Genomic DNA, 19,786 nt, shown 5'->3' on the forward strand with positions numbered 1-19,786 from the left:
AGAACGATGATGCAGAAACAGGACAATGCGCAGGTGCTGGCCAGACTGGCCGCGCTGAAGGCTATGACGGTCGGCGAACTGAAGGCGGAGTGGCAGACCCTGATGGGATCGGCGGCACCCAACAACAGCCGGTCGTTCCTGGAACAGCGGCTGGCCTACCGGATCCAGGAGCTGACCTGGGGCGGCCCGTCCAAGCCGGTCAGGCAGCTGCTGGACGCGCTGGCCGATGAGGTCGAGGGCAAGAAGGTACGCAAATCGGTCATCACCGACCCGCGCAACCCAGTCATCGGCACCCGGCTGGTCCGTGAGTGGGATGGCGCCGAGCACGTCATCACCGTGCTGAAGGACGGGTTCGACTGGCAGGGCCGCCGCTACAAGTCGCTGTCGGCCGTTGCCCGTGACATTACCGGCACGCAGTGGAATGGCTACCGCTTCTTTGGCCTGCGTGAAAACAAGAGGGCCGCGGCATGACTGAGATGACACCCCGGCGCCGGCTGCGTTGCGCCATCTACACCCGCAAGTCGAGCGAGGAAGGGTTGGACATGGAGTTCAACAGCCTCGATGCACAGCGCGAATCCTGTGAAGCCTATGTCGCCAGCCAGCGCGCCGAAGGCTGGGTCGGAATGCGCGAACGTTATGATGATGGCGGGTTCTCGGGCGGTACGCTCGATCGCCCGGGGCTTAAAACCCTGATCGAGGATATCGAGGCTGGGCTGGTCGACGTCATTGTCGTCTACAAGATTGACCGGCTGTCGCGATCCCTCATGGACTTTGCCAAGCTGGTCGAGGTGTTCGACCGGCACGGGGTCACGTTCGTGTCGGTGACGCAGGCGTTCAATACCACCACGTCGATGGGCCGCCTGACGCTCAATATCCTGCTGTCATTCGCCCAGTTCGAACGCGAGGTCACCGGCGAACGGATCCGCGACAAGTTCGCTGCCAGCCGCGCAAAAGGCATGTGGATGGGCGGGTTCGTGCCGATGGGTTACGATGTCGTTGACCGCAAACTGGTCATCAACGAGGCCGAAGCGGCTACGGTGCGCCACATGTTCCAGCGGTTTGTCGAACTGGGCTCGGCCACAACGCTGACCCGCGAACTGGTGGCGAACCGCACCCTTAACAAGCGTGGGCGCCCGATCGACAAGGGGTTCCTCTACAAGCTTTTCCGCAACAGGGTTTATATCGGCGAGGCCGTCCACAAGGGCACCAGCTACCCCGGCGAGCATCAGGCCATCATCACGCCGGAACTCTGGGATCAGGTGCTTTCCATCCTGCAGGTGAGCCCCCGGCAACGGGCGGCCAACACCCGTGCGCAGACCCCGGCGCTCTTGAAGGGGCTGATATTCACCACCACCGGCATCGCCATGACACCGACCGCTACCAAGAAGGGCGGCCGGCATTATCGCTACTATACTTCGATGGACGCCATCCGGAACCGGGCTGCCGAAGGCACCGACGGGTTCGTCCGGCTCAACGCGGGGATGGTGGAAACGGCCGTAGTCCAGCACATTCGGTCGCTGCTGCGCACGCCAGAGATCGTCACGCGGGCGGTTGAAGGTGCGCGCCGGACTGACCCGACCGTCAACGAGACTGAAGTCGTCACTGCGCTGTCGGACTTCGATGGGCTGTGGGAATCGCTGTTCCCGGCCGAACAGGCCCGCATCGCCCGGCTGCTGATAGAGCGGGTCACGGTCAGCAGCGACGGCCTCGCGGTCGATCTGCGCACCGAGGGTCTCGGATCGATCATCCGCGAAATGGTCACCCCGAAACAGGAGTTGGCAGCATGAGCGCCCCCACCACCATGCGGGTTTTCATCCCGCTCACCATCCGCAAGCGCAACGGACGGCCGAAGATCGTGCCTCCCGCCGACATGGCACCGGATATCGGCGGGGTGGATCCGCATGTGCTGAAGGCGATCGCCAAGGCGTGGAGCTGGCGGCGGAAGCTGGAGAGTGGGGAAGCGGCGACGATACAGGATATCGCGCAAGCCGAGGGCATTTCGGATCGTTATGTCGGGCGCATGCTGCGACTGGCCTATCTTGCCCCGGCCGTGCTGGAAAAGCTCCTGATCCAGCGCATGGCCCCGACCGTGTCGATCAAGGACATGACGGCCGCTGCCGAACTGCCGTGGGCGGAGCAGGAGGCGGTGGTATATGGTCAGGGATAAAGGTCCGCTTCGCCGCTCGATGTGGTCAAACAGGCGGCTCTCGATAGATCCCGAAAGCCGCCAATTTCAGGTTAGTTTCGAGCGTCGCCGATGATTCCAGGAGGTGAAAGCAGCGGGAAGCCGCGCGAGCACATCAAGGCCGGTGTATGGGATCGACCATCGCGCCGGCCGGGCCGACGCGCCGCGCTTTCTAGCTTTCAGTGAAGTCACGATGAATCGTCTTATCGACCGTTCATTTAGCGTACACCGATCGGCAAACGAGAATGTCATCAACAACGCTCCTTCAATCTGTTATCGGTTGGCTGCTTCGTTGAAACTGCAAGAGGATCTGCCGTGGGAGAATATCGCAAGTTATGGTGGACGCTGATCGCGGTCCTCGCCGTCACATTCAGCATATTGGGTTTCTACGGCACCGAATTCTATCGGAAGCCGCCGCCGATTCCGGCGCAGGTCGTATCGGCCAGCGGTACGGTACTGATGACCCGCGGCGATATCCTCGACGGACAGACAGCCTGGCAAAGCACCGGCGGAATGCAACTCGGGTCAATCTGGGGGCATGGCGCCTATCAGGCGCCCGACTGGTCCGCCGACTGGCTGCATCGCGAACTGACCACCTGGCTCGATCTCACTGCGCAGGAGACCGCTGGCAAGCCGTTCGATGCCCTCCAGCCGGGCGAGCAGGCCAAGCTCACCTATTGGCTGGAGCAGGAATATCGCCGCAACACGTACGACCTCGACACCGGCACCTTGACCGTTTCCGACCGGCGCGCTCGGGCGATGGCTGCAGTTGCCGACCACTATCAGCGACTTTACGGCAATGATCCGGCGCTGACCCAGCAGCGCGACAATTACGCCATGAAGGACAACACCCTGCCCGATCCGGCGCGGCGGGAGAACCTGACTGATTTCTTCTTCTGGACCGCCTGGGCGACCGCCACCGAGCGGCCGGGAACGAATGCAACCTATACCAACAACTGGCCGCCCGAGCCGCTGATCAGCAATCACCCGACACCCGAAAACATCATGTGGTCGCTGGCATGCGTCATGATTTTGATCGCTGGCGTCGGCGCGCTGGTCTGGGGCTGGGCATTCCTGCGCAGCCACGAGCCCGAACCCCAAGCGCCGGAAAACGATCCGGTCCTCGCCATCGGGCTGACCCCGTCGCAAAAGGCGGTCGGGAAATACCTCTTCGTCGTGATGGCGCTATTCGTCTTCCAGGTGTTCCTCGGCGGGTTGACCGCGCACTACACCATCGAGGGGCAGGGATTTTACGGCCTCGACCTGTCATGGCTCCCTTACTCCCTCAGCCGTACCTGGCATGTCCAGAGCGCGATATTGTGGATCGCCACCGCCTTTCTGGCGGCGGGACTATTCCTCGCGCCCATCATCAACGGCGGCAAGGATCCGAAATATCAGGCGCTTGGCGTCCATATCCTGTTCGCGGCGCTGCTGATCGTCGTCGTGGGATCGTTTGCCGGCAATTATTTTGCCATCGCCCAGATCATGCCGCCCGAGTGGAACTTCTGGCTTGGCCATCAGGGCTATGAATATCTCGACCTCGGCCGACTGTGGCAGATCGCCTTGTTCATCGGCATCCTGTTCTGGCTCGGCCTGATGCTGCGGGCGATGATCCCGGCCCTGCGCGGCGACGGGGACAAGAACCTCATCGCCCTGCTGTGCGTCTCGGTTGTTGCCATCGGGCTGTTCTACGGCTCCGGCCTGTTTTACGGCGAACGCACCCACATCACCATCATGGAATATTGGCGTTGGTGGGTGGTGCATTTGTGGGTGGAAGGCATCTTCGAAGTCTTTGCAACCACCGCCTTGGCGTTCATCTTCTCCTCCATGGGGCTGGTGTCGCGCCGCATTGCTACGGCGGCGGCTTTGGCCTCAGCGTCGCTGTTCATGGTCGGCGGCGTGCCCGGCACCTTCCACCACCTGTATTTCTCCGGCACCACGACGCCGGTGATGGCGGTCGGCGCGGCGTTCAGCGCGCTCGAAGTCGTGCCGCTGATCGTGCTCGGCTATGAGGCGTGGGAGCATTGGAGCTACAAGGACCGCGCACCCTGGATGGAGCGGGTGAAATGGCCGTTGATGTGCTTTGTCGCGGTCGCCTTCTGGAACATGCTGGGCGCCGGCGTCTTCGGCTTCATGATCAACACGCCGGTCGCGCTGTTCTATCTGCAGGGCCTCAACACCACCGCCGTCCATGCGCATGCCGCGCTGTTCGGCGTCTATGGTTTCCTGTCGCTGGGCTTCGTGCTGCTGATCCTGCGCTATCTGCGCTCGGAGATATTGTTCAACGAAAATTTGATGAAAACCGGTTTCTGGGCGCTGAACGCCGGTCTGGTGCTGATGATCTTCACCAGCCTGCTACCGGTCGGACTGTTCCAGTTCCAGGCCAGCACCAGCGTTGGCATGTGGTACGCGCGCAGCGACACCTTCCTGCAGCAGCCGTTCCTCGAAACCCTGCGCTGGATCAGGACCTTCGGCGATGTCGTGTTCATCATGGGTGCCGTGGCGATCGCATGGCAGGTGGTGATTCTGGGCCTGTGGCGAAAGGGTGCTCGCGCATGACGGGGGCCGCCACCGAACGGGATCGCAGCGCTGAAACACCGATATGGCTCCAGGGCAGCTTCCGGCTGCTTTTCACCGGCGCGGCGCTCTGGGCGCTGGTCGTCGTCGCGCTGTGGGTCGGTGCGCTGGATGGAGCGTGGTCGCTGCCGACCGTGATGGAGCCGCTTGCCTGGCACCAGCATGAGATGCTGTTCGGCTATCTCGGCGCGGTCATCGCCGGGTTCCTGAGCGCGGCCATCCCCAACTGGACGGGGCGGCCGGTGGTGACCGGCTGGCCGGTGGCGGCCTTTGTCGGCCTGTGGGTCGCTGCCCGGCTGGCGGTGCTGTTTTCCGCCTATGTGCCGCCGCTCGTCGGCGCCGTGCTCGACGTCGGCTTCCTGCTTGCGCTGTTCAGCTATGCAGCGCGGCAGATATGCGCCGCGCGCAACCGCAACAAGCCGATCCTGATCGTCCTGCTCCTGTTCGCCGCAGCCTGCGGGCTGGATCATGCTGCGGCGATGGGACTCACCGCCGACCCGGCGATCGGCATGCGGGCCGGCTTCGCGCTGATCCTCATGCTGATCGCGATCATCGGTGGGCGGATCATCCCGGCCTTCACCCGCAACTGGCTGGTCCGGCGCGGCCTGACGGACGGGTTGCCGATCATGGCCAACCGGTTCGACCATGCGGTGCTCGCAATCACGGCGATAGCCCTGGCAGGCTGGGTGTTCTCACCGGCGGCGCATCTGGTGGCGTGGCTGCTGCTTGGCGCCGGCGCGTTGCACGCCGCGCGGCTGACCCGCTGGGCCGGGCTGCGTGCGGTGGCCGACCCTTTGGTGTTCGTGCTGCATGTCGCCTACGCTTGGCTGCCGGCGGGGTTGCTGCTGCTTGGCGCGGCCACTCTGTGGCCGATCGTGCCCGTATCGAGCGCGATGCACGCGCTGGGCGCCGGCGCGATGGCGGCGATGACACTGGCGGTCATGACGCGGGCGACGCGCGGCCATACCAGCCGGCCACTGGAAGCTGACGGCGCGACGGTCGCGATCTATGTGCTGGTCAATCTGGGCGCACTGCTGCGGGTCGCCGCTCCGCTGCTGCCGTTCGACTATATGCTGAGCATCCGTCTGGCCGGCGGTCTGTGGGGCGGCGCTTTCCTGCTGTTTTTATTCATTTACGGCCGTATGGCGTTGGAACGGCTCGTCAAATCCTGATCACCGCGCCGGCGGCGTGTCGAACAATATCGTGAGCAGCAACCGTGCATCCTCGACGCACTGAACAGAATGATGATCGCCGCGCTCCAGATAGACCCAGTCCCCGGCGCCGAGTTCAATGTCCGATGGACCCAGTGTGACGCGGCCTTCCAGACAATGCAGCGTCAGATAACCGGACACATGGTGTGGCGGTATGGTTGATCCCGCGGGAACGACGAGGTGAATTGCCTCGAACCGATCCGTTTTGACCAGCGCGGCGGTCCTGGTGGCGCCCCCCTCGGCAGCTGACGCCTCCAGATGGATCACTTCGCCGGGCTTTACATGCTGGAGTGCCATCTCAACTTCCTTCGATATTTGGTACCGAAGGCCTATCAGCTGTCAAAATTTCTGGCGACCAAAATACGGTGGGGATTAGCGGACCGGATCGCTGCACCTTAGCGTCTCGAGCCGTCTCCCAGTTCGCACGCGTCTCTGCTTTCTGGCCAATCGCGTAAAAGAAAACAGGTCATTCGACTGCGCTCAGGCGCTGACAGTCACAGGCCCATACGCGCCGCTTCGCTGCAAACCGCCCTCCTCGGGTCTCCGGATGCAGGCGGGTGCCGAGCTCTCGCAGAAAATACCCGATGGGGCCACGTCGTTCAACCTAACGTAAATTAACGATATTTCTCGGCCGAACCCTTTTCGATGAGGTTCGGGTGAAAAGAGACAAAGGCCATTTAGAGACTGATTTTTGCGCTTCCGGCAGCCTCCGAGGTTCGGACGGCATAGCCAAAATGGCGCGGAAGCTGGAGGTTCTTTGGCCCCAAAAAGACCCATCTCATTGGTTCGCATTGAGATGTTCGCAGTCGACGCGATTATCGAACCTGACACTGTGTCAAGGTCAGCGGCTATTGACTCTGACATGGTGTCAAGCACCAGATTGCAGGCGATTGAAGGAGACGGTTGATGGCCGAGTCGAACCATAGCGCGCATTCCGGGGGCCATAGCTGTTGTGGTGGGGGCCACGGCAAGGCAGATTCCACGGTCCCCGTTGTCGATCCGGTTTGCGGCATGACCGTCGCTCCGCACAAAACAACGCACCATGCGGCCCATGCCGGTCATGAATATCATTTTTGCAGCGCTGGCTGCCGCGAAAAATTCATCGCGGATCCGGAGCGTTATCTGAATAAATCCACCGAACAGGTCGTGGACGCTCCGCCGGGATCGATCTGGACCTGCCCGATGCACCCCGAGATCCGGCAGGACCATCCCGGCGCTTGCCCCATCTGTGGCATGGCGCTCGAGCCGGAACTGGTTAGTGCGGACACTGGACCCTCTGCCGAACTGATCGACATGTCGCGCCGCTTCTGGATCGCGCTGGCGCTGGCTCTTCCCGTGTTTATCCTTGAAATGGGCAGCCATCTGTCTCCGGCGCTGCATCATCTCGTCCCCGTGAAGCTGTCGACCTGGATCCAGTTTGCTCTGGCGACGCCGGTTGTGCTCTGGGCGGGCTGGCCCTTCTTCGAGCGCGGCTGGGCCTCGCTGAAGACGCGCAACCTCAACATGTTCACGCTGATCGCGATGGGGACCGGCGTCGCATGGGGCTATAGCGTCGTCGCGACACTGGCGCCTGATGTGTTTCCGGCAGCCTTCCGGGCGGCCGACGGGTCGGTCGCTGTCTATTTCGAAGCGGCCGCTGTGATCACCGTGCTGGTGCTGCTCGGGCAGGTTCTCGAACTGCGGGCGCGCGAGCGGACCTCCGGGGCGATCAAGGCGCTGCTCAACCTGGCGCCGAAAACCGCGCGGCGTATCGCCGGGGACGGCAGCGAAGAGGAAATCTCGCTCGACCTGGTGGCGGTGGGGGACCGGCTGCGGGTGCGACCGGGCGAAAAGGTGCCAGTCGATGGCGTGGTCGAGGAAGGGCGCTCGGCGCTCGATGAATCGATGGTGACGGGCGAATCCATGCCGGTAACGAAAACGGTCGCCGACACGGTGATCGGCGGGACGATGAACCAGAGCGGCGCGCTGGTGATCCGCGCCGACAAGATCGGGCGGGACACCATGCTGGCGCGCATTGTCCAGATGGTCGCCGACGCGCAGCGCTCCCGCGCCCCGATCCAGCGTATGGCCGATCAGGTCGCCGGCTGGTTCGTGCCAGCGGTGCTGGCGGTCGCGGTCGTCGCTTTCGCCGCCTGGAGCATCTGGGGGCCGGAACCGCGCATGGCGCATGGGCTGGTCGCGGCGGTGGCGGTGCTGATCATCGCCTGCCCCTGCGCGCTGGGGTTGGCGACGCCGATGTCGATCATGGTCGGCGTTGGTCGCGGCGCGGGGCTTGGTGTCCTGATCAAGAACGCCGAAGCGCTGGAGCATATGGAGAAGGTCGACACGCTGGTCGTCGACAAGACCGGGACATTGACCGAGGGGAAACCCGCCGTCACCCGGATCATCGCGGCGGATGGTTTCGAGGAACGCGAACTGCTGCGGATCGCTGCCGGTGTCGAACGTGCGTCGGAACATCCCCTGGCGCTGGCGATCGTCAATGCGGCGCTGGATCGGAACATCGACATTCCATCTGTCAGCGGCTTTGATTCGCCGACTGGCAAGGGCGCACTGGGTATGGTCGAAGGCAAGCGGGTGACGCTTGGCAATGCCCGTTTCCTGAGTGAATCGGGGATCGACACCTCGTCCCTCGCGGCGCAGGCCGACCAGCTTCGTGCCGATGGCGCGACTGCGATTTTCATGGGGCTGGACAGTCGGGCCGCGGGCGTGTTCGCCATTGCCGATCCGATCAAGCCGACCACGGCCGAAGCATTGGCCGCTTTGCGCGCCGATGGCATCAAGGTGGTGATGCTGACCGGCGATAATCGCACGACTGCCGAAGCCGTCGCGCGTCAGCTCGGTATCGATGCTGTCGAGGCCGATGTGCTGCCCGATCAGAAAGCGGCTGTTGTTGTGCGGCTGAAACAGGAAGGACGGATCGTCGCAATGGCGGGCGACGGGGTCAATGATGCACCGGCGCTGGCGTCAGCCGATGTCGGCATCGCGATGGGACATGGCACCGACGTCGCCATGGAAAGTGCGGGCGTAACCCTGTTGAAGGGTGATCTCATCGGGATCGTCCGCGCCCGCCAGCTCAGCCAGGCGACGATGGCCAATATTCGGCAGAATCTGTTCTTCGCCTTCATCTATAATGCCGCTGGCGTGCCGATCGCGGCGGGGCTGCTCTATCCGTTCTTCGGCATCCTGCTCTCGCCGATGATCGCGGCGGCAGCGATGGCGCTGTCCTCGGTCAGCGTCGTCACCAATGCGCTGCGGCTCAATCGGGTGCGGCTGTGAACATCGGCGCGGCCTCGAACGCCAGCGGTGTCTCGCAGCGGATGATCCGCCATTACGAAAAGATCGAGCTGATCCCCGCGCCCCTGCGCCGGGACAGCGGCTATCGCGATTATGCCGATGCCGATGTCCATCGCCTCCAGTTTATCGCCAATGCCCGCGATCTCGGCTTCCCGATCGAGGATATCCGCGATTTGCTTGGCCTGTGGAGCAACAGCCAGCGCGCCAGCGCCGAGGTGAAAGCCCTCGTCATGGCCCGTGCCGAAGAACTGGGTCGCAAGGCAGAGGCCCTTCAGGCGCTACGCCACACGCTGCTGGAACTGGCCGAACGCTGCCACGGCGACGACCGCCCAGACTGTCCAATCATTGAGCGCATGTCTAACCACGCCAACAGCACAGCAAGAAACCGGTAGGGCAAAGCATTTTGCATCCCAGGCCCGGACCAAGCAGGCGCCCTTCAAACAATCTTGCTGTTGGCCGACCCCTCTCGAGCCTCCGGCTATTCTGGAACACCCACCTCGGGTTTTCTGTCGACACGCGCCAGCCGAGATTGGTGCTCAAAGGTACGGCTGCCGTTGATCGGAAAAACCCCGGAAATCCGTCATTTTCTGAACCCGAACCTTTTCCAACGGGGTTCGGGTGAAAAGAGACGAAAGCCGATCGGAGACTGATTTTGGCGCTTCCGTCAGTCTCCGAGGTTCGGATGGCAATGCCAGAACGGCGCGGAAGCTGGGGGTTTTCGACCCCCGAAAGACGCATCTCATTGATTCGCATTGAGATGTTGGCGGAGCGGGTGGGATTCGAACCCACGATACGCTTTTGACGTATACTCACTTTCCAGGCGAGCGCCTTCGACCACTCGGCCACCGCTCCGCATGCACTGGAAGAGGCGCCCTAATCGCTTGGCGGGGCTTTCGCAAGTCGCATGAACATGGCAGATCAAGGACATGAGACATCTGCTTCTTGCGGCCGTCGCCGCAGCATCGCTCGCCCTTCCGGTTCAGGCGCAGGAGCCCGCACCGGTCCCGTCACCGGGCGAGATTGCGGCTGCCGCGAAGGCTGACGAATGGATCGCCATCGCACCGTCGGACCTGCTGGTGATGGAGCTGGCTCCCGATGCGAAGGGCAAGGCACGCCGCGTCGTCATCCAGCTGATGCCCGCGCCGTTCAGCCAGGGCTGGATCGGCAATATTCGCAAGCTGGCTGCCGCGCATTGGTGGGACGGGACGAGCGTCAACCGGGTGCAGGACAATTATGTCGCGCAGTGGGGTGATGCGACGGAGAAGAAGCCGCTGCCAAAGGGGTTGGCGGTCGTGCCAGAGAGCGAATATATGTGGCCCTATCGTCCCGCCATGTTCACGAAAATCTGGACCTATGGCGCGCCGCAGGACGCGGTCATGCCAATATATCCGAGTCCTCCGGCCACTTCGCCCGTGACCAATTATACCGATCCCTACGCCCGGGCATTTGGTTTCTTCGGAGGCTTCCCTTTTGCGGCAACGATCAAGCAGAGCCGTGAGGGTGGAAATTACAAGCGTGAGCCGGAGAGTGTCTGGCCAATCCACTGCTATGGCGCGGTGGGCGTAGGGCGAAACATGTCGCCCGACACCGGAAGCGGCGCCGAACTTTACGTGGTAATCGGCCATGCGCCCCGCCATCTCGACCAGAATATTGCGGTCGTTGGCCGGGTGCTCGGCGGGATTGAGTATCTGTCGAGCCTGCCGCGGGGGACCGGTGCGCTCGGCTTCTACGAAGAAGCGGCCGAGCGTGTGCCTGTCAAGGCAATCAGACTGGCGATCGATCTGCCTGCGGACGAGCGGCCAAAGTTCGAATATCTGTCGACCGAAAGCGCCAGCTTCCTGCGCTATGCCGACGCACGAGCCAATCGACGCGACCCCTTCTTCATCAAGCCTGCAGCTGGGGCGGATATTTGCAACATTCCCGTTCCCGTGCGCGCCGTGACGGCGAAGTAGCCGAATGGACGATTTCACCGTCACGACCCCGCTGTGGCGCTGGCAATCCGCCACCGCGCCTGCCGCCTGGTATTTCGTCACCATCGCGGGCGATGTTGCCGACGCGATTCGGGTGGCCGCGATCAGCGGGCAGTGGCTCGACGGCCGGAAGGGATTCGGATCGGCGCGCGTTGACGTGCAGATTGGCGATACGCGCTGGAAGACATCGGTCTTTCCGCACAGGGAAAGCGGTGGCTGGCTGCTCCCCATCAAGGCGGCAGTGCGAAAGGCCGAGGGCATCGCCGAGGGCGACGCAGTGACGGTGACCGTCAGTCTTTAGGCTGATCGTCGACCTTTGCGTCACGCGCTTGCGCCTTGCGCTTGCGCAAATTGGCGCGCAGCGCCTCCGCCAGACGGCGTTCGCGTTCAAGGTCGGCGGGGGAGGGGGTCTTGCTCACGGCATAGCCCATCTTGCGAAATCGGCACGGCGTCAAGTCTCACTGCTTGACAGCGACAAGGCGCCCCGCCATAGGCCGCGCCTGCCCCGCTTACATGCGTTTGCGAGGCCCAGCTGCTGCTGTAGCTCAGTGGTAGAGCGCGTCATTGGTAATGACGAGGTCGGGAGTTCAATCCTCCCCAGCAGCACCATTCTTCCGAATATATTTCCGCGCTTTACGCGCGCTTGGCGGCCGGTTTAGAACCGGCGGGCGCCTGAATGGCGATTTTTGGAAGGGCGCGAGCATGGCGGGTAAGGACAAACGCGTCATAACGAACGATCGCTGGCCGTTTCTGGCCATATTGATCGTCGTGTCCGCTGCCTTCGCGCTGATCCTCTGGCCCTTTTTTGCTGCGATTCTGTGGGCGGTGATCGTCACCATCCTGTTCATGCCATTTTATCGCCGCCTGCTCGTCTGGATGCCGAACCGGCAAAATGGTGCGGCGCTGCTGACGCTCCTCTCCATCATCGGGGTCGTGATTCTTCCGGCGGCGATTCTGACTGTCGCATTGGTCGAAGAGGCGGCGACGGTTTATCAGCGCATCCAATCGGGTGATATCAATCCGGCCCAGATTTGGACGGGGTTCCAGTCGGGCATGCCGAGTTGGATGTCGACGGTTCTGGAACGGTTGGGGGTCGAGAATATCGCTGCCGCGAAAGCGATGCTCAGCGGCAGCGCGGCTGAGGGTGTCCGCGCGATTCTGACCCAGGCGCTGTCGCTGGGGCAGAGCTTGCTTGGTCTGTTCGTCAAGCTGATGGTGATGCTCTACCTCGCTTTCTTCCTGCTGCGCGACGGTGAAAGCCTGCAGCGCCGCATCCGCGAGGCGGTGCCGCTGCGCACCGATCATCTGGAACTGCTCGTCACCCGCTTCATCGTCGTGGTGCGCGCAACGATTAAGGGCAGCATCGTCGTCGCGATTCTTCAGGGATTGATCGGCGGGATCGTGCTGTGGGCGTTGGGGATTGAAGCGGCATTGCTGTGGGGCGTGCTGATGGGCGCGGCTTCGCTGTTGCCGGCGGTCGGCACCGGGCTCGTGTGGGTGCCGATGGCTTTCTATCTGCTGTTCACCGGCGCGATCTGGCAGGGCGTGGTGCTTATTTTCTGCGGCCTGTTCGTGATCGGGATGGTCGACAATGTCCTTCGCCCCATCCTCGTCGGACGCGAAACGCGTATTCCGGATTATGTCGTGCTGATTACGACGCTCGGCGGGCTGCAACTGTTCGGTTTCCACGGCATCGTGATCGGCCCGGTGATCGCGGCGATGTTCATCGCGGTTTGGGATATTGCGACGACGATGCGCGCTGAATCTCCGCCGCCCATCAGCGCGTAGCGTCCGGCCTTCAAATTTTCGCCGCGAGCAGCCAGTCGTGGAAGATCTTTACGGCGGGCTGGCGTAGCGCGCGCGGGCGGCACACGAACCAATAGCTGTACGGGCTGTCGACGTCGAAATCGAACAGGCGCACGAGGCGCGGATCGTGCGCGTCGTCGAAGTGATGGCCATGCATGAAGGCGACGCCGATACCCTGCGCCGCGGCCTCGAGCATCAGCGGTCCTGAATCGAAATAGTCGAACCCCGCAGGTTCCAGATAGGGCATGCCGATCGCCTTCTTCCACTCAAGGAAGGTCTCGGGCATTTCGCGGTGGAGCAGGATATTCATCCGTTGCAATTGTTCGGGCACAGAGATCGCCTGATCGCCGCTGGCCAGCGAGCGCGCCGCAATCGGGAAAATCTTGTCCTGGTCGAGCCGTGCCGCATAAAGCGCCGGGTCGATCGAGCGGGCGAGTGCGATCGCGACGTCGATCCCGTCGCCCAGTCGTGCTTCGGCGTGGGAGATGGTTTCGATATCGATGTGGAGTTCGGGGTGTTCGCGGCGCAATTCGGGCAGGCGCGGGAACAGGCGTTGCTGCGCGAATAGCGGCAGGACGTTGAGGTGAAGGCGCAGCGAGGCGTCCGGGCTGCTAATCTGTCCGATCACTGCGCGCAAATCGTCGAGGATCGGAGATAGCTGATCCTGCAATGCGCGCCCGGCTTCGGTGAGGCTCAGGCCATGGTGGTGACGGTTGAACAGCGGGCGGCCCACTGCATGCTCGAGCGTCTGGATGCGGCGCGACAGCGCGGGCATCGACAGGCCAAGCTCGGTCGCGGCCGCCTTGACCGTGCCGTGGCGGGCGACCTCCAAAAAGGCCTCCATGCTGCTGAGAGGAGGAAGGCGTGGCATGTTCGTAAGCGCAGGTTGATGACATGTTGCTGAAGAACATGCCAGAAATTTGTGCAGTGCGGCATAACAGGCTGCGAGGCAGGGGGTCGCAAATCCGGAACCACAATCCTATCTTCGCATTCTGACCTTATTGAGGGAGACGCGAATTGGCCGATGCAGAGGGTAAGGAAAAGCAGGTGAAGCTGCAGGTCGCCAGCGCGCGGGCCGAGGAAAGCGGCGGCGGCATCGCCCGCATCCCGCGCTCGGCGATGGCCGAACTCGGCGTGACCGAGGGGGACATCATCCAGATCAGCGGCAAGCGCCAGACCGCCTCGCGCGTCGTCGCACCCTATGCCGAGGACGAGGGGCTGGAGGTGATCCGCCTCGATGGTCTGCAACGCGCCAATGCGGGCGCGGGGGCCGGCGATATGGTGCAGCTGAGCCGCGTCGAGACGCGCCCGGCGACCCGCGTCGTTTTCGCCCCGGCGCAGGAAAATCTGCGCCTGCAAGGCTCGGCGATGGCGTTGAAACGCAGTTTCTTCGGCCGCCCGCTTGTCGCCGGCGATACTGTCGCGACTGCGGGACAACAGCGTGTTTCGGCGGGCGACATGCCGCCGCAGCTACGCCAGATGCTCAATGCGCCAGCTTATGCGCTCGCCGAGGTTCGTCTGCTCGTCGTGTCGGCGACTCCCAAAGGCGTCGTCTTTATCGACGAGAATACCGAGGTTGAGTTGCTCCCGGAATATCAGGAGCCGCATGACGCGCGCCGAACTGACGTCACCTATGATGATCTGGGCGGGCTTGGGGATACGATCGATCAGTTGCGCGAAATGGTCGAACTGCCGCTGCGCTATCCTGAACTTTTCCGCCGTCTCGGCGTAGACCCGCCGCGCGGCGTGCTGCTGCATGGCCCGCCGGGCACCGGCAAGACGCGTCTCGCGCGCGCTGTGGCCAATGAGAGTGAGGCGCAATTCTTCCTGATCAACGGGCCGGAGATCATGGGCAGCGCCTATGGCGAATCCGAAAAGCGGTTGCGCGATATTTTTGAACAGGCGGCGAAAGCTGCGCCGTCGATCCTGTTCATCGACGAAATCGATTCGATTGCGCCCAAGCGCGGACAGGTGACCGGCGAGGCCGAGAAGCGCCTTGTCGCGCAATTGCTGACGCTGATGGACGGGCTGGAACCACGCACCAATCTGGTTGTCATTGCGGCAACAAACCGTCCCGATGCGATCGACGAGGCGCTGCGTCGTCCGGGCCGTTTTGACCGCGAAATCATCATCGGAGTTCCCGATGAGGGCGGGCGGCGCGAGATATTGGGTATCCACACCCGCGGCATGCCGCTGGCGGAGGATGTCGACCTCGCCGAACTCGCGCGGACGACCTTTGGTTTTGTCGGCGCCGACATGGCGGCGCTGACGCGCGAAGCAGCGATCGAGGCGGTGCGGCGGATCATGCCGAAACTCAACCTTGAGGAAGGGACAATCCCGCCCGAGGTGCTCGAAGAACTGCGGGTCACGCGTGAGGATTTCAACAATGCACTGAAGCGTGTCCAGCCGTCGGCGATGCGCGAAGTGATGGTGCAGGCACCGACGACCCGCTGGAGCGACATTGGCGGGCTCGACGCCGCGCGTGACAAGCTGATCGAGGGGATCGAACTGCCGCTGAAAAATCCTGAGGCGTTCCGCCGGCTTGGCATCCGTCCGGCGAAGGGCTTCCTGCTCTATGGCCCGCCTGGAACCGGCAAGACCCTGCTCGCAAAGGCGGCGGCGCGCGAATCCGACGCCAATTTCATCTCGATCAAATCGTCCGACCTGCTGTCCAAATGGTATGGCGAGAGCGAGCAGCAGATCGCACGGCTGTTTGCCCGCGCGCGCGCGGTGGCGCCGACGATCATCTTCATCGACGAACTCGACAGTCTGGTGCCGGCGCGCGGTAGCGGGACGTCGGGCGAGCCGCAGGTGACCGAACGCGTCGTTAATACGATCCTTGCCGAGATGGACGGGATCGAGGAAATGCAGTCGGTCGTCGTTATTGGCGCCACCAATCGCCCGAACCTGATCGACCCCGCATTGCTGCGCCCGGGCCGACTCGACGAACTGATCTATGTCGCAGTTCCCGACAAGGAGGGGCGCCGTCGGATTCTCGAAATACAGACCGGAAAGATGCCGCTTGCGAAGGATGTCGATCTGGCGGCGCTCGCCGAACGGTCGGATCGCTTCACGGGCGCTGATCTTGAAGACCTGACTCGCCGCGCCGGGCTTGCCGCGCTCAAGCGCTCGATCGACAGCGATACGGTCACCATGGAGGATTTCGAAGCCGCGCTGAAGGATACCCGCGCCTCGGTGACCGAGGCGATGGAAAGGGATTATGAAAAGATCCAGGGCGAGATCAAGCAGAACGCGATGAGCGTCGATCCGATCGGCTTCTTCGCACCTGGCATGCTCAAGCCCGTGCGCGAGAGCAAGCACGACGGCGGCGTAAAGGACTAAGTGGTCGGCTGGTCCAGCCTCAGCGCGGACCAGCCCCACACCACCAACCAGCCGCAAAAACCTGCCATCAGGCCGTAGGCAACCATCGGGTGCCAATTATAGAGCAGCACTCCGATCGCGGGCGAGACGATATAAGCCGATCCGTTGATCGACGCGGTCATGCCTGCGACGCCGCCTTGGTCGCGGCGCGGGACCGACAGCGAAGCACCTGCGGTAAAGCCGGGTCGGAATAATCCAAATCCGAGCGAAGCGAGGGCGAAGCCGATGATGATGCCGTGGAGATCCTGCGACAGACCGGTCACGACTGCGCCCACCCCGCCGAGCGCGGCGCCAAACAGAACCGCAGTGCGTGCCGACATCTTCAGCAGAGGAATCAGCCCCCATTGTGCAAGCAAAGTCGCGAACGCTCCCGCCATCAGCACGATTCCGGTCATGGCCGCGCCCTCGTCGGGGCGCAGGCGCAGGTGCAGCCGGTCGAGGATCAAAAAGCCGATGACGCCCAGCATCATTGCCTGGGCCTGTCCGCCGAATAGCCCCGCGAGCATCCACGGTCGTACGCGGCGATCGGTCCAGCGTAGTGCTTCGGTGGGGGAGGTACGGTCGGTTTCATCCTCTTCGTCGCTGCTCGTTGCATCGGGGGTGCCGGCGGAGGTTGGATAGGAAACGATCGTTCCGCGCGCCGCGAACCGCGGTATGTCGTCGGGCAGGCGCCAGCGCAGCATGATCAGGACGATCAGGCCGATCAGCGCGAACACCAGCAGCGGCCCGGCTAGACCAACGAAGGGAAGGATGAAGAAAGGGGCGATCGCTGGCCCGATAACTGTGCCAAGCCCGAAGGATGAGGAGACGAGTGATAGCGCCTGCGTACGCTCTGCAGGATCGGTTCGTGCCGCGACATAGGCCTGCACCGCTGGCGGCGCCGCCGACCCGAGCGCGCCATAAAGGCTACGGAAGAGGGCGAAAATGACGAAGGTCGCGCCCGCGGCGAGCCAGCCCGACAGGCCTGCCCACAGGGTGAGGCCGCACAGCGCCATCGATGATAGGAAACCGATCACGCCTAAGGCCATCAGGGCCTTTCGCCCGCGCTTGTCCGACTGACGTGCCCAATGCGGCGCTGTCATCACCCATAAAAGCGCCGACCAGCTGAACGCGAGGCTAACCCAGACGTCGGGGATGTGAAGCTTGGCGCCGATAGCGGGCAGAATCGACTGCATCGCCGTATTGCCCGCCGCCGCGACGAGCATCACGGCGAAGAGGACGGCCATACGATCGGCTGGAATGGAAGGGGATTTTGTCGTCATATTTGCCCCGTCCCTCGTTGCTCATCGCTCGCAAGCTTGTCTCACCCTACAGCGGGAGGGCGGTCTGTCCAGAGTCAAGACCGACTCTTTCCTTGCGCCCGCGCGTCGATTTTGCCACGCCATGGGCTCCCGCAACAACGCGAAAGCTGTCATGACCAATCCTCGGGCTCAGGCCCAAGAAAAGAAAATCGCGCTGACCGACCGGATCCGCACCCGGTTGCAACGCTTTTTCGGACCATGGGGCATGTTTGTCCGCGGGTTCATCAAGCATCCGGTGATGGTGGGATCGATCGTTCCGTCCTCGCCGACGCTGATCCGGCACATGTTGCGGCCCGTCGATTGGAAGAACACGAAGCTGTTCGTCGAATATGGCCCCGGGGTCGGCACTTTCTGCCGCCCGGTTCTCGAACGCATGGCGGGCGATGCGATGCTGATCGCGATCGATACCAACGAAGATTTCATCGACTATCTGCGCAAGGATATTCGCGACAGCCGTTTTGTCGCGGTCCATGGGTCGGCCGCCGATGTTGAGGCGATTATCGCGGCGCATGGCTTTGAAAAAGCAGACTATATTCTTTCGGGCCTGCCTTTTTCGACGCTGCCCGCTGGTGTTGGCCCGGCGATCGCTGCGGCTACGCACCGCGCGCTGCGTCCCGGCGGCGCCTTCCTCGTCTATCAGTTCCGCGCCCGCGCCCGCGATTTCCTTGCCGCGCATTTTACCCGTATCGACAATGCGTTCGAATGGGTCAACGTTCCGCCATGCTTCCTCTTCTGGGGCTGGAAGGACTAAAGTTCCAGCCGTGGGTCGCTTTCGGTGAGCCCGAAGTTCAGTCGGCGCGTAACGGTATAATCGGCCAGGCCGACGACAAACCACGCCAGCGTCCAGCGCAGCCGCGTCAGAAAGGTGCCGCGCGCCTTGTGAACCGCAGGGGTGATGGGATCGCATTCGCCCTCAAGCGCAGTGATGAAGCCGCGCATTTTTTCGGCAAAGCCCGCGTCGGCGATGCGCAGCATCACCTCTACATTCATAAACAGGCTGCGCATGTCGAAATTGGCCGAACCGATATAGACGACATCGTCGACGATGATCAGCTTCATATGCAGTCGGCACGGCCGATACTCCCAGATCTGGGCCTTTTTGCGCAGCAGATAGCCATAGAGCAGGCGCGAGGCACCGATCGTCGCGGCATTGTCCGACTTGGCCGCCATCACGAAACGCGCTTTGCCGCGTCGCGCGACGCGACCGAGCCGCCGCAGCATGCCCTGACCGGGCGAGAAATAGGCCATCGCCATGTCGAGCCGCCGCGCCTTGTCGAGGTCGCCGCGCACGACGCGTGCCCAGGGCGAGAGGCGCTGGGTGGGGCCACCGACCAGCCATGTCACCGGCCCGTTTGCGACGGGCCATTCGCGGATCATCCGACGAAGAATCAGCAGTTTTCCGTCGTCCCGGACGGTATAGTCGTGAATATCCTCGAACCACTGGACGATGCGCGAGAGTGACGGGCCTTCGACGAAGAGGCCGAGGTCGAACCAGCAGGTTTCGCCTTCGCTGCTCAGATAGCCGTCGGCGATGTTGAACCCGCCGGTCACCGCGATGCGGCCGTCGATCAGCAGCAGCTTCTGATGGTTACGGATCAAATAGCTCGACCGCCAGTGGCGCGAGAAAAAGGTCACGCTGCCGCCCGCAGCACGCAGCGGGGCGAAGATTGTGTCGGGGGTGTCGGACGAACCGAAGCTGTCGATCACCGCGCGCACGCGCACGCCCCGCTTCGCCGCCGCGACCAGCCGATCGAGAAGCTGGGTCCCGGCGCGGTCGTGCTCGAAGATATACATGATGATATCGATGCTGCGCGCGGCGCCGTCGATCAGCGCGATCAGCCGCGTCAGCCGTTGGGCACCATCGAACAGCAGTTCGAGCCGGTGGCCAGCAACATCCGCCGTCAGCCGGTCAGGGGATGGGGAGAGGCCGGGCGTTTCGGTCATCACCCGCTCATAGGCGGTGCCGTGCAACCGGGGCAAGGGTGGTGGATGAGGGGTGGGCGGAGACGGGGTTTGATTGACATTTATGCGCACCGCTGATAGCGCGCAGCGCTTGCCGCC

At 63.0% G+C, this 19,786-nt stretch carries 17 protein-coding genes and 2 tRNA genes; 13 read left to right on the forward strand and 6 right to left on the reverse strand.

Features of this window, described 5'->3' with window-relative positions; translation table 11 throughout:
- Nucleotides 1-6 precede the first annotated feature (6 nt).
- From CDQ91_RS19540 to CDQ91_RS19560, 5 genes are all read left to right on the forward strand, one after another.
- Nucleotides 7-471 carry a DUF2924 domain-containing protein gene (locus tag CDQ91_RS19540; protein WP_237246069.1) on the forward strand — a complete coding sequence of 155 codons (465 nt, stop codon included), beginning with the start codon at nucleotides 7-9 and terminating at the stop codon, nucleotides 469-471.
- Nucleotides 468-1,787: a recombinase family protein gene (locus tag CDQ91_RS19545; protein WP_088474387.1), complete on the forward strand. Its 1,320-nt coding sequence runs from the start codon at nucleotides 468-470 to the stop codon at nucleotides 1,785-1,787. Before CDQ91_RS19540 ends, CDQ91_RS19545 begins: the two co-directional genes overlap by 4 nt.
- The gene (locus CDQ91_RS19550) at nucleotides 1,784-2,167 is read left to right on the forward strand and encodes a hypothetical protein (RefSeq protein WP_021245831.1); all 384 of its coding nucleotides are present in this window, start codon (nucleotides 1,784-1,786) and stop codon (nucleotides 2,165-2,167) included. The genes CDQ91_RS19545 and CDQ91_RS19550 overlap by 4 nt, the downstream gene beginning before the upstream one ends.
- A 333-nt stretch (nucleotides 2,168-2,500) precedes the next feature.
- Entirely contained in the window at nucleotides 2,501-4,744 is a 2,244-nt protein-coding gene (locus CDQ91_RS19555; protein WP_088474388.1) for a nitric-oxide reductase large subunit, read from the forward strand.
- The gene (locus CDQ91_RS19560; RefSeq protein WP_158213732.1) at nucleotides 4,741-5,934 is read left to right on the forward strand and encodes an NnrS family protein; all 1,194 of its coding nucleotides are present in this window, start codon (nucleotides 4,741-4,743) and stop codon (nucleotides 5,932-5,934) included. The genes CDQ91_RS19555 and CDQ91_RS19560 overlap by 4 nt, the downstream gene beginning before the upstream one ends.
- On the opposite strand, the gene CDQ91_RS19565 is transcribed toward CDQ91_RS19560, so the two are convergent.
- Nucleotides 5,935-6,270: a cupin domain-containing protein gene (locus tag CDQ91_RS19565; protein ID WP_088474390.1), complete on the reverse strand. Its 336-nt coding sequence runs from the start codon at nucleotides 6,268-6,270 to the stop codon at nucleotides 5,935-5,937. It lies immediately after the preceding gene.
- Nucleotides 6,271-6,879: 609 nt separating this feature from the next.
- Between CDQ91_RS19565 and CDQ91_RS19570 the strand changes: the two genes are divergently transcribed.
- Nucleotides 6,880-9,249, forward strand: a complete 2,370-nt coding sequence (locus CDQ91_RS19570; protein WP_088474391.1) for a heavy metal translocating P-type ATPase — start codon at nucleotides 6,880-6,882, stop codon at nucleotides 9,247-9,249.
- Complete coding sequence (gene cueR / locus CDQ91_RS19575) at nucleotides 9,246-9,659, forward strand: Cu(I)-responsive transcriptional regulator (protein ID WP_021245825.1); 414 nt, start codon at nucleotides 9,246-9,248, stop codon at nucleotides 9,657-9,659. Before CDQ91_RS19570 ends, cueR begins: the two co-directional genes overlap by 4 nt.
- A gap of 369 nt (nucleotides 9,660-10,028) precedes the next feature.
- Here the strand turns inward: cueR and CDQ91_RS19580 are convergent.
- Nucleotides 10,029-10,119 (reverse strand) — tRNA-Ser (locus CDQ91_RS19580).
- 74 nt (nucleotides 10,120-10,193) lie between these two features.
- On the opposite strand from CDQ91_RS19580, the gene CDQ91_RS19585 reads away from it, so the two are divergent.
- A complete protein-coding gene (locus CDQ91_RS19585; RefSeq protein WP_088474392.1) occupies nucleotides 10,194-11,219 on the forward strand; it encodes a peptidylprolyl isomerase in 1,026 nt (341 codons plus the stop codon).
- A 4-nt stretch (nucleotides 11,220-11,223) separates the two neighbouring features.
- On the forward strand, nucleotides 11,224-11,538 hold the full coding sequence (locus CDQ91_RS19590; protein ID WP_088474393.1) for a DUF1905 domain-containing protein: 315 nt from the start codon (nucleotides 11,224-11,226) through the stop codon (nucleotides 11,536-11,538).
- On the opposite strand, the gene CDQ91_RS21920 is transcribed toward CDQ91_RS19590, so the two are convergent.
- The gene (locus CDQ91_RS21920; protein WP_272897626.1) at nucleotides 11,528-11,656 is read right to left on the reverse strand and encodes a hypothetical protein; all 129 of its coding nucleotides are present in this window, start codon (nucleotides 11,654-11,656) and stop codon (nucleotides 11,528-11,530) included. The two genes, CDQ91_RS19590 and CDQ91_RS21920, sit on opposite strands and share 11 nt — an antisense overlap.
- 115 nt (nucleotides 11,657-11,771) lie before the next feature.
- On the opposite strand from CDQ91_RS21920, the gene CDQ91_RS19595 reads away from it, so the two are divergent.
- Nucleotides 11,772-11,846, forward strand: a tRNA-Thr gene (locus CDQ91_RS19595).
- A gap of 93 nt (nucleotides 11,847-11,939) precedes the next feature.
- A complete protein-coding gene (locus tag CDQ91_RS19600) occupies nucleotides 11,940-13,025 on the forward strand; it encodes an AI-2E family transporter (protein ID WP_088474394.1) in 1,086 nt (361 codons plus the stop codon).
- Nucleotides 13,026-13,035: 10 nt separating this feature from the next.
- Here CDQ91_RS19600 and CDQ91_RS19605 read toward each other — a convergent pair whose 3' ends face one another.
- Nucleotides 13,036-13,914, reverse strand: coding sequence for a LysR substrate-binding domain-containing protein (locus CDQ91_RS19605; protein WP_088474395.1), 879 nt, complete (start codon nucleotides 13,912-13,914; stop codon nucleotides 13,036-13,038).
- 146 nt (nucleotides 13,915-14,060) lie between these two features.
- Between CDQ91_RS19605 and CDQ91_RS19610 the strand changes: the two genes are divergently transcribed.
- Nucleotides 14,061-16,385: a CDC48 family AAA ATPase gene (locus tag CDQ91_RS19610; protein WP_088474396.1), complete on the forward strand. Its 2,325-nt coding sequence runs from the start codon at nucleotides 14,061-14,063 to the stop codon at nucleotides 16,383-16,385.
- Here the strand turns inward: CDQ91_RS19610 and CDQ91_RS19615 are convergent.
- Nucleotides 16,382-17,686, reverse strand: a complete 1,305-nt coding sequence (locus CDQ91_RS19615; RefSeq protein WP_088474397.1) for an MFS transporter — start codon at nucleotides 17,684-17,686, stop codon at nucleotides 16,382-16,384. The genes CDQ91_RS19610 and CDQ91_RS19615 overlap by 4 nt on opposite strands.
- Before the next feature lie 151 nt (nucleotides 17,687-17,837).
- On the opposite strand from CDQ91_RS19615, the gene CDQ91_RS19620 reads away from it, so the two are divergent.
- Nucleotides 17,838-18,476: a class I SAM-dependent methyltransferase gene (locus tag CDQ91_RS19620; protein ID WP_088474398.1), complete on the forward strand. Its 639-nt coding sequence runs from the start codon at nucleotides 17,838-17,840 to the stop codon at nucleotides 18,474-18,476.
- On the opposite strand, the gene CDQ91_RS19625 is transcribed toward CDQ91_RS19620, so the two are convergent.
- Nucleotides 18,473-19,669 carry a phospholipase D-like domain-containing protein gene (locus CDQ91_RS19625; RefSeq protein ID WP_088474399.1) on the reverse strand — a complete coding sequence of 399 codons (1,197 nt, stop codon included), beginning with the start codon at nucleotides 19,667-19,669 and terminating at the stop codon, nucleotides 18,473-18,475. The two genes, CDQ91_RS19620 and CDQ91_RS19625, sit on opposite strands and share 4 nt — an antisense overlap.
- Between the last annotated feature and the right edge of the window lie 117 nt (nucleotides 19,670-19,786).

Origin of the sequence: Sphingopyxis witflariensis (genome assembly GCF_002205635.1) — a bacterium.
Classification (GTDB): domain Bacteria; phylum Pseudomonadota; class Alphaproteobacteria; order Sphingomonadales; family Sphingomonadaceae; genus Sphingopyxis; species Sphingopyxis witflariensis.

What these genes read in the sequence shown, in the direction of transcription:
- CDQ91_RS19540 (WP_237246069.1), top strand. Translation starts at nt 7, where the DNA reads ATGATGCAGAAACAGGACAATGCGCAGGTGCTGGCCAGACTGGCCGCG.
- CDQ91_RS19545 (WP_088474387.1), top strand. Translation starts at nt 468, where the DNA reads ATGACTGAGATGACACCCCGGCGCCGGCTGCGTTGCGCCATCTACACC.
- CDQ91_RS19550 (WP_021245831.1), top strand. Translation starts at nt 1,784, where the DNA reads ATGAGCGCCCCCACCACCATGCGGGTTTTCATCCCGCTCACCATCCGC.
- CDQ91_RS19560 (WP_158213732.1), top strand. Translation starts at nt 4,741, where the DNA reads ATGACGGGGGCCGCCACCGAACGGGATCGCAGCGCTGAAACACCGATA.
- CDQ91_RS19565 (WP_088474390.1), bottom strand. Translation starts at nt 6,270, where the DNA reads ATGGCACTCCAGCATGTAAAGCCCGGCGAAGTGATCCATCTGGAGGCG.
- CDQ91_RS19570 (WP_088474391.1), top strand. Translation starts at nt 6,880, where the DNA reads ATGGCCGAGTCGAACCATAGCGCGCATTCCGGGGGCCATAGCTGTTGT.
- CDQ91_RS19585 (WP_088474392.1), top strand. Translation starts at nt 10,194, where the DNA reads ATGAGACATCTGCTTCTTGCGGCCGTCGCCGCAGCATCGCTCGCCCTT.
- CDQ91_RS19590 (WP_088474393.1), top strand. Translation starts at nt 11,224, where the DNA reads ATGGACGATTTCACCGTCACGACCCCGCTGTGGCGCTGGCAATCCGCC.
- CDQ91_RS19600 (WP_088474394.1), top strand. Translation starts at nt 11,940, where the DNA reads ATGGCGGGTAAGGACAAACGCGTCATAACGAACGATCGCTGGCCGTTT.
- CDQ91_RS19605 (WP_088474395.1), bottom strand. Translation starts at nt 13,914, where the DNA reads ATGCCACGCCTTCCTCCTCTCAGCAGCATGGAGGCCTTTTTGGAGGTC.
- CDQ91_RS19615 (WP_088474397.1), bottom strand. Translation starts at nt 17,686, where the DNA reads ATGACGACAAAATCCCCTTCCATTCCAGCCGATCGTATGGCCGTCCTC.
- CDQ91_RS19620 (WP_088474398.1), top strand. Translation starts at nt 17,838, where the DNA reads ATGACCAATCCTCGGGCTCAGGCCCAAGAAAAGAAAATCGCGCTGACC.
- CDQ91_RS19625 (WP_088474399.1), bottom strand. Translation starts at nt 19,669, where the DNA reads ATGACCGAAACGCCCGGCCTCTCCCCATCCCCTGACCGGCTGACGGCG.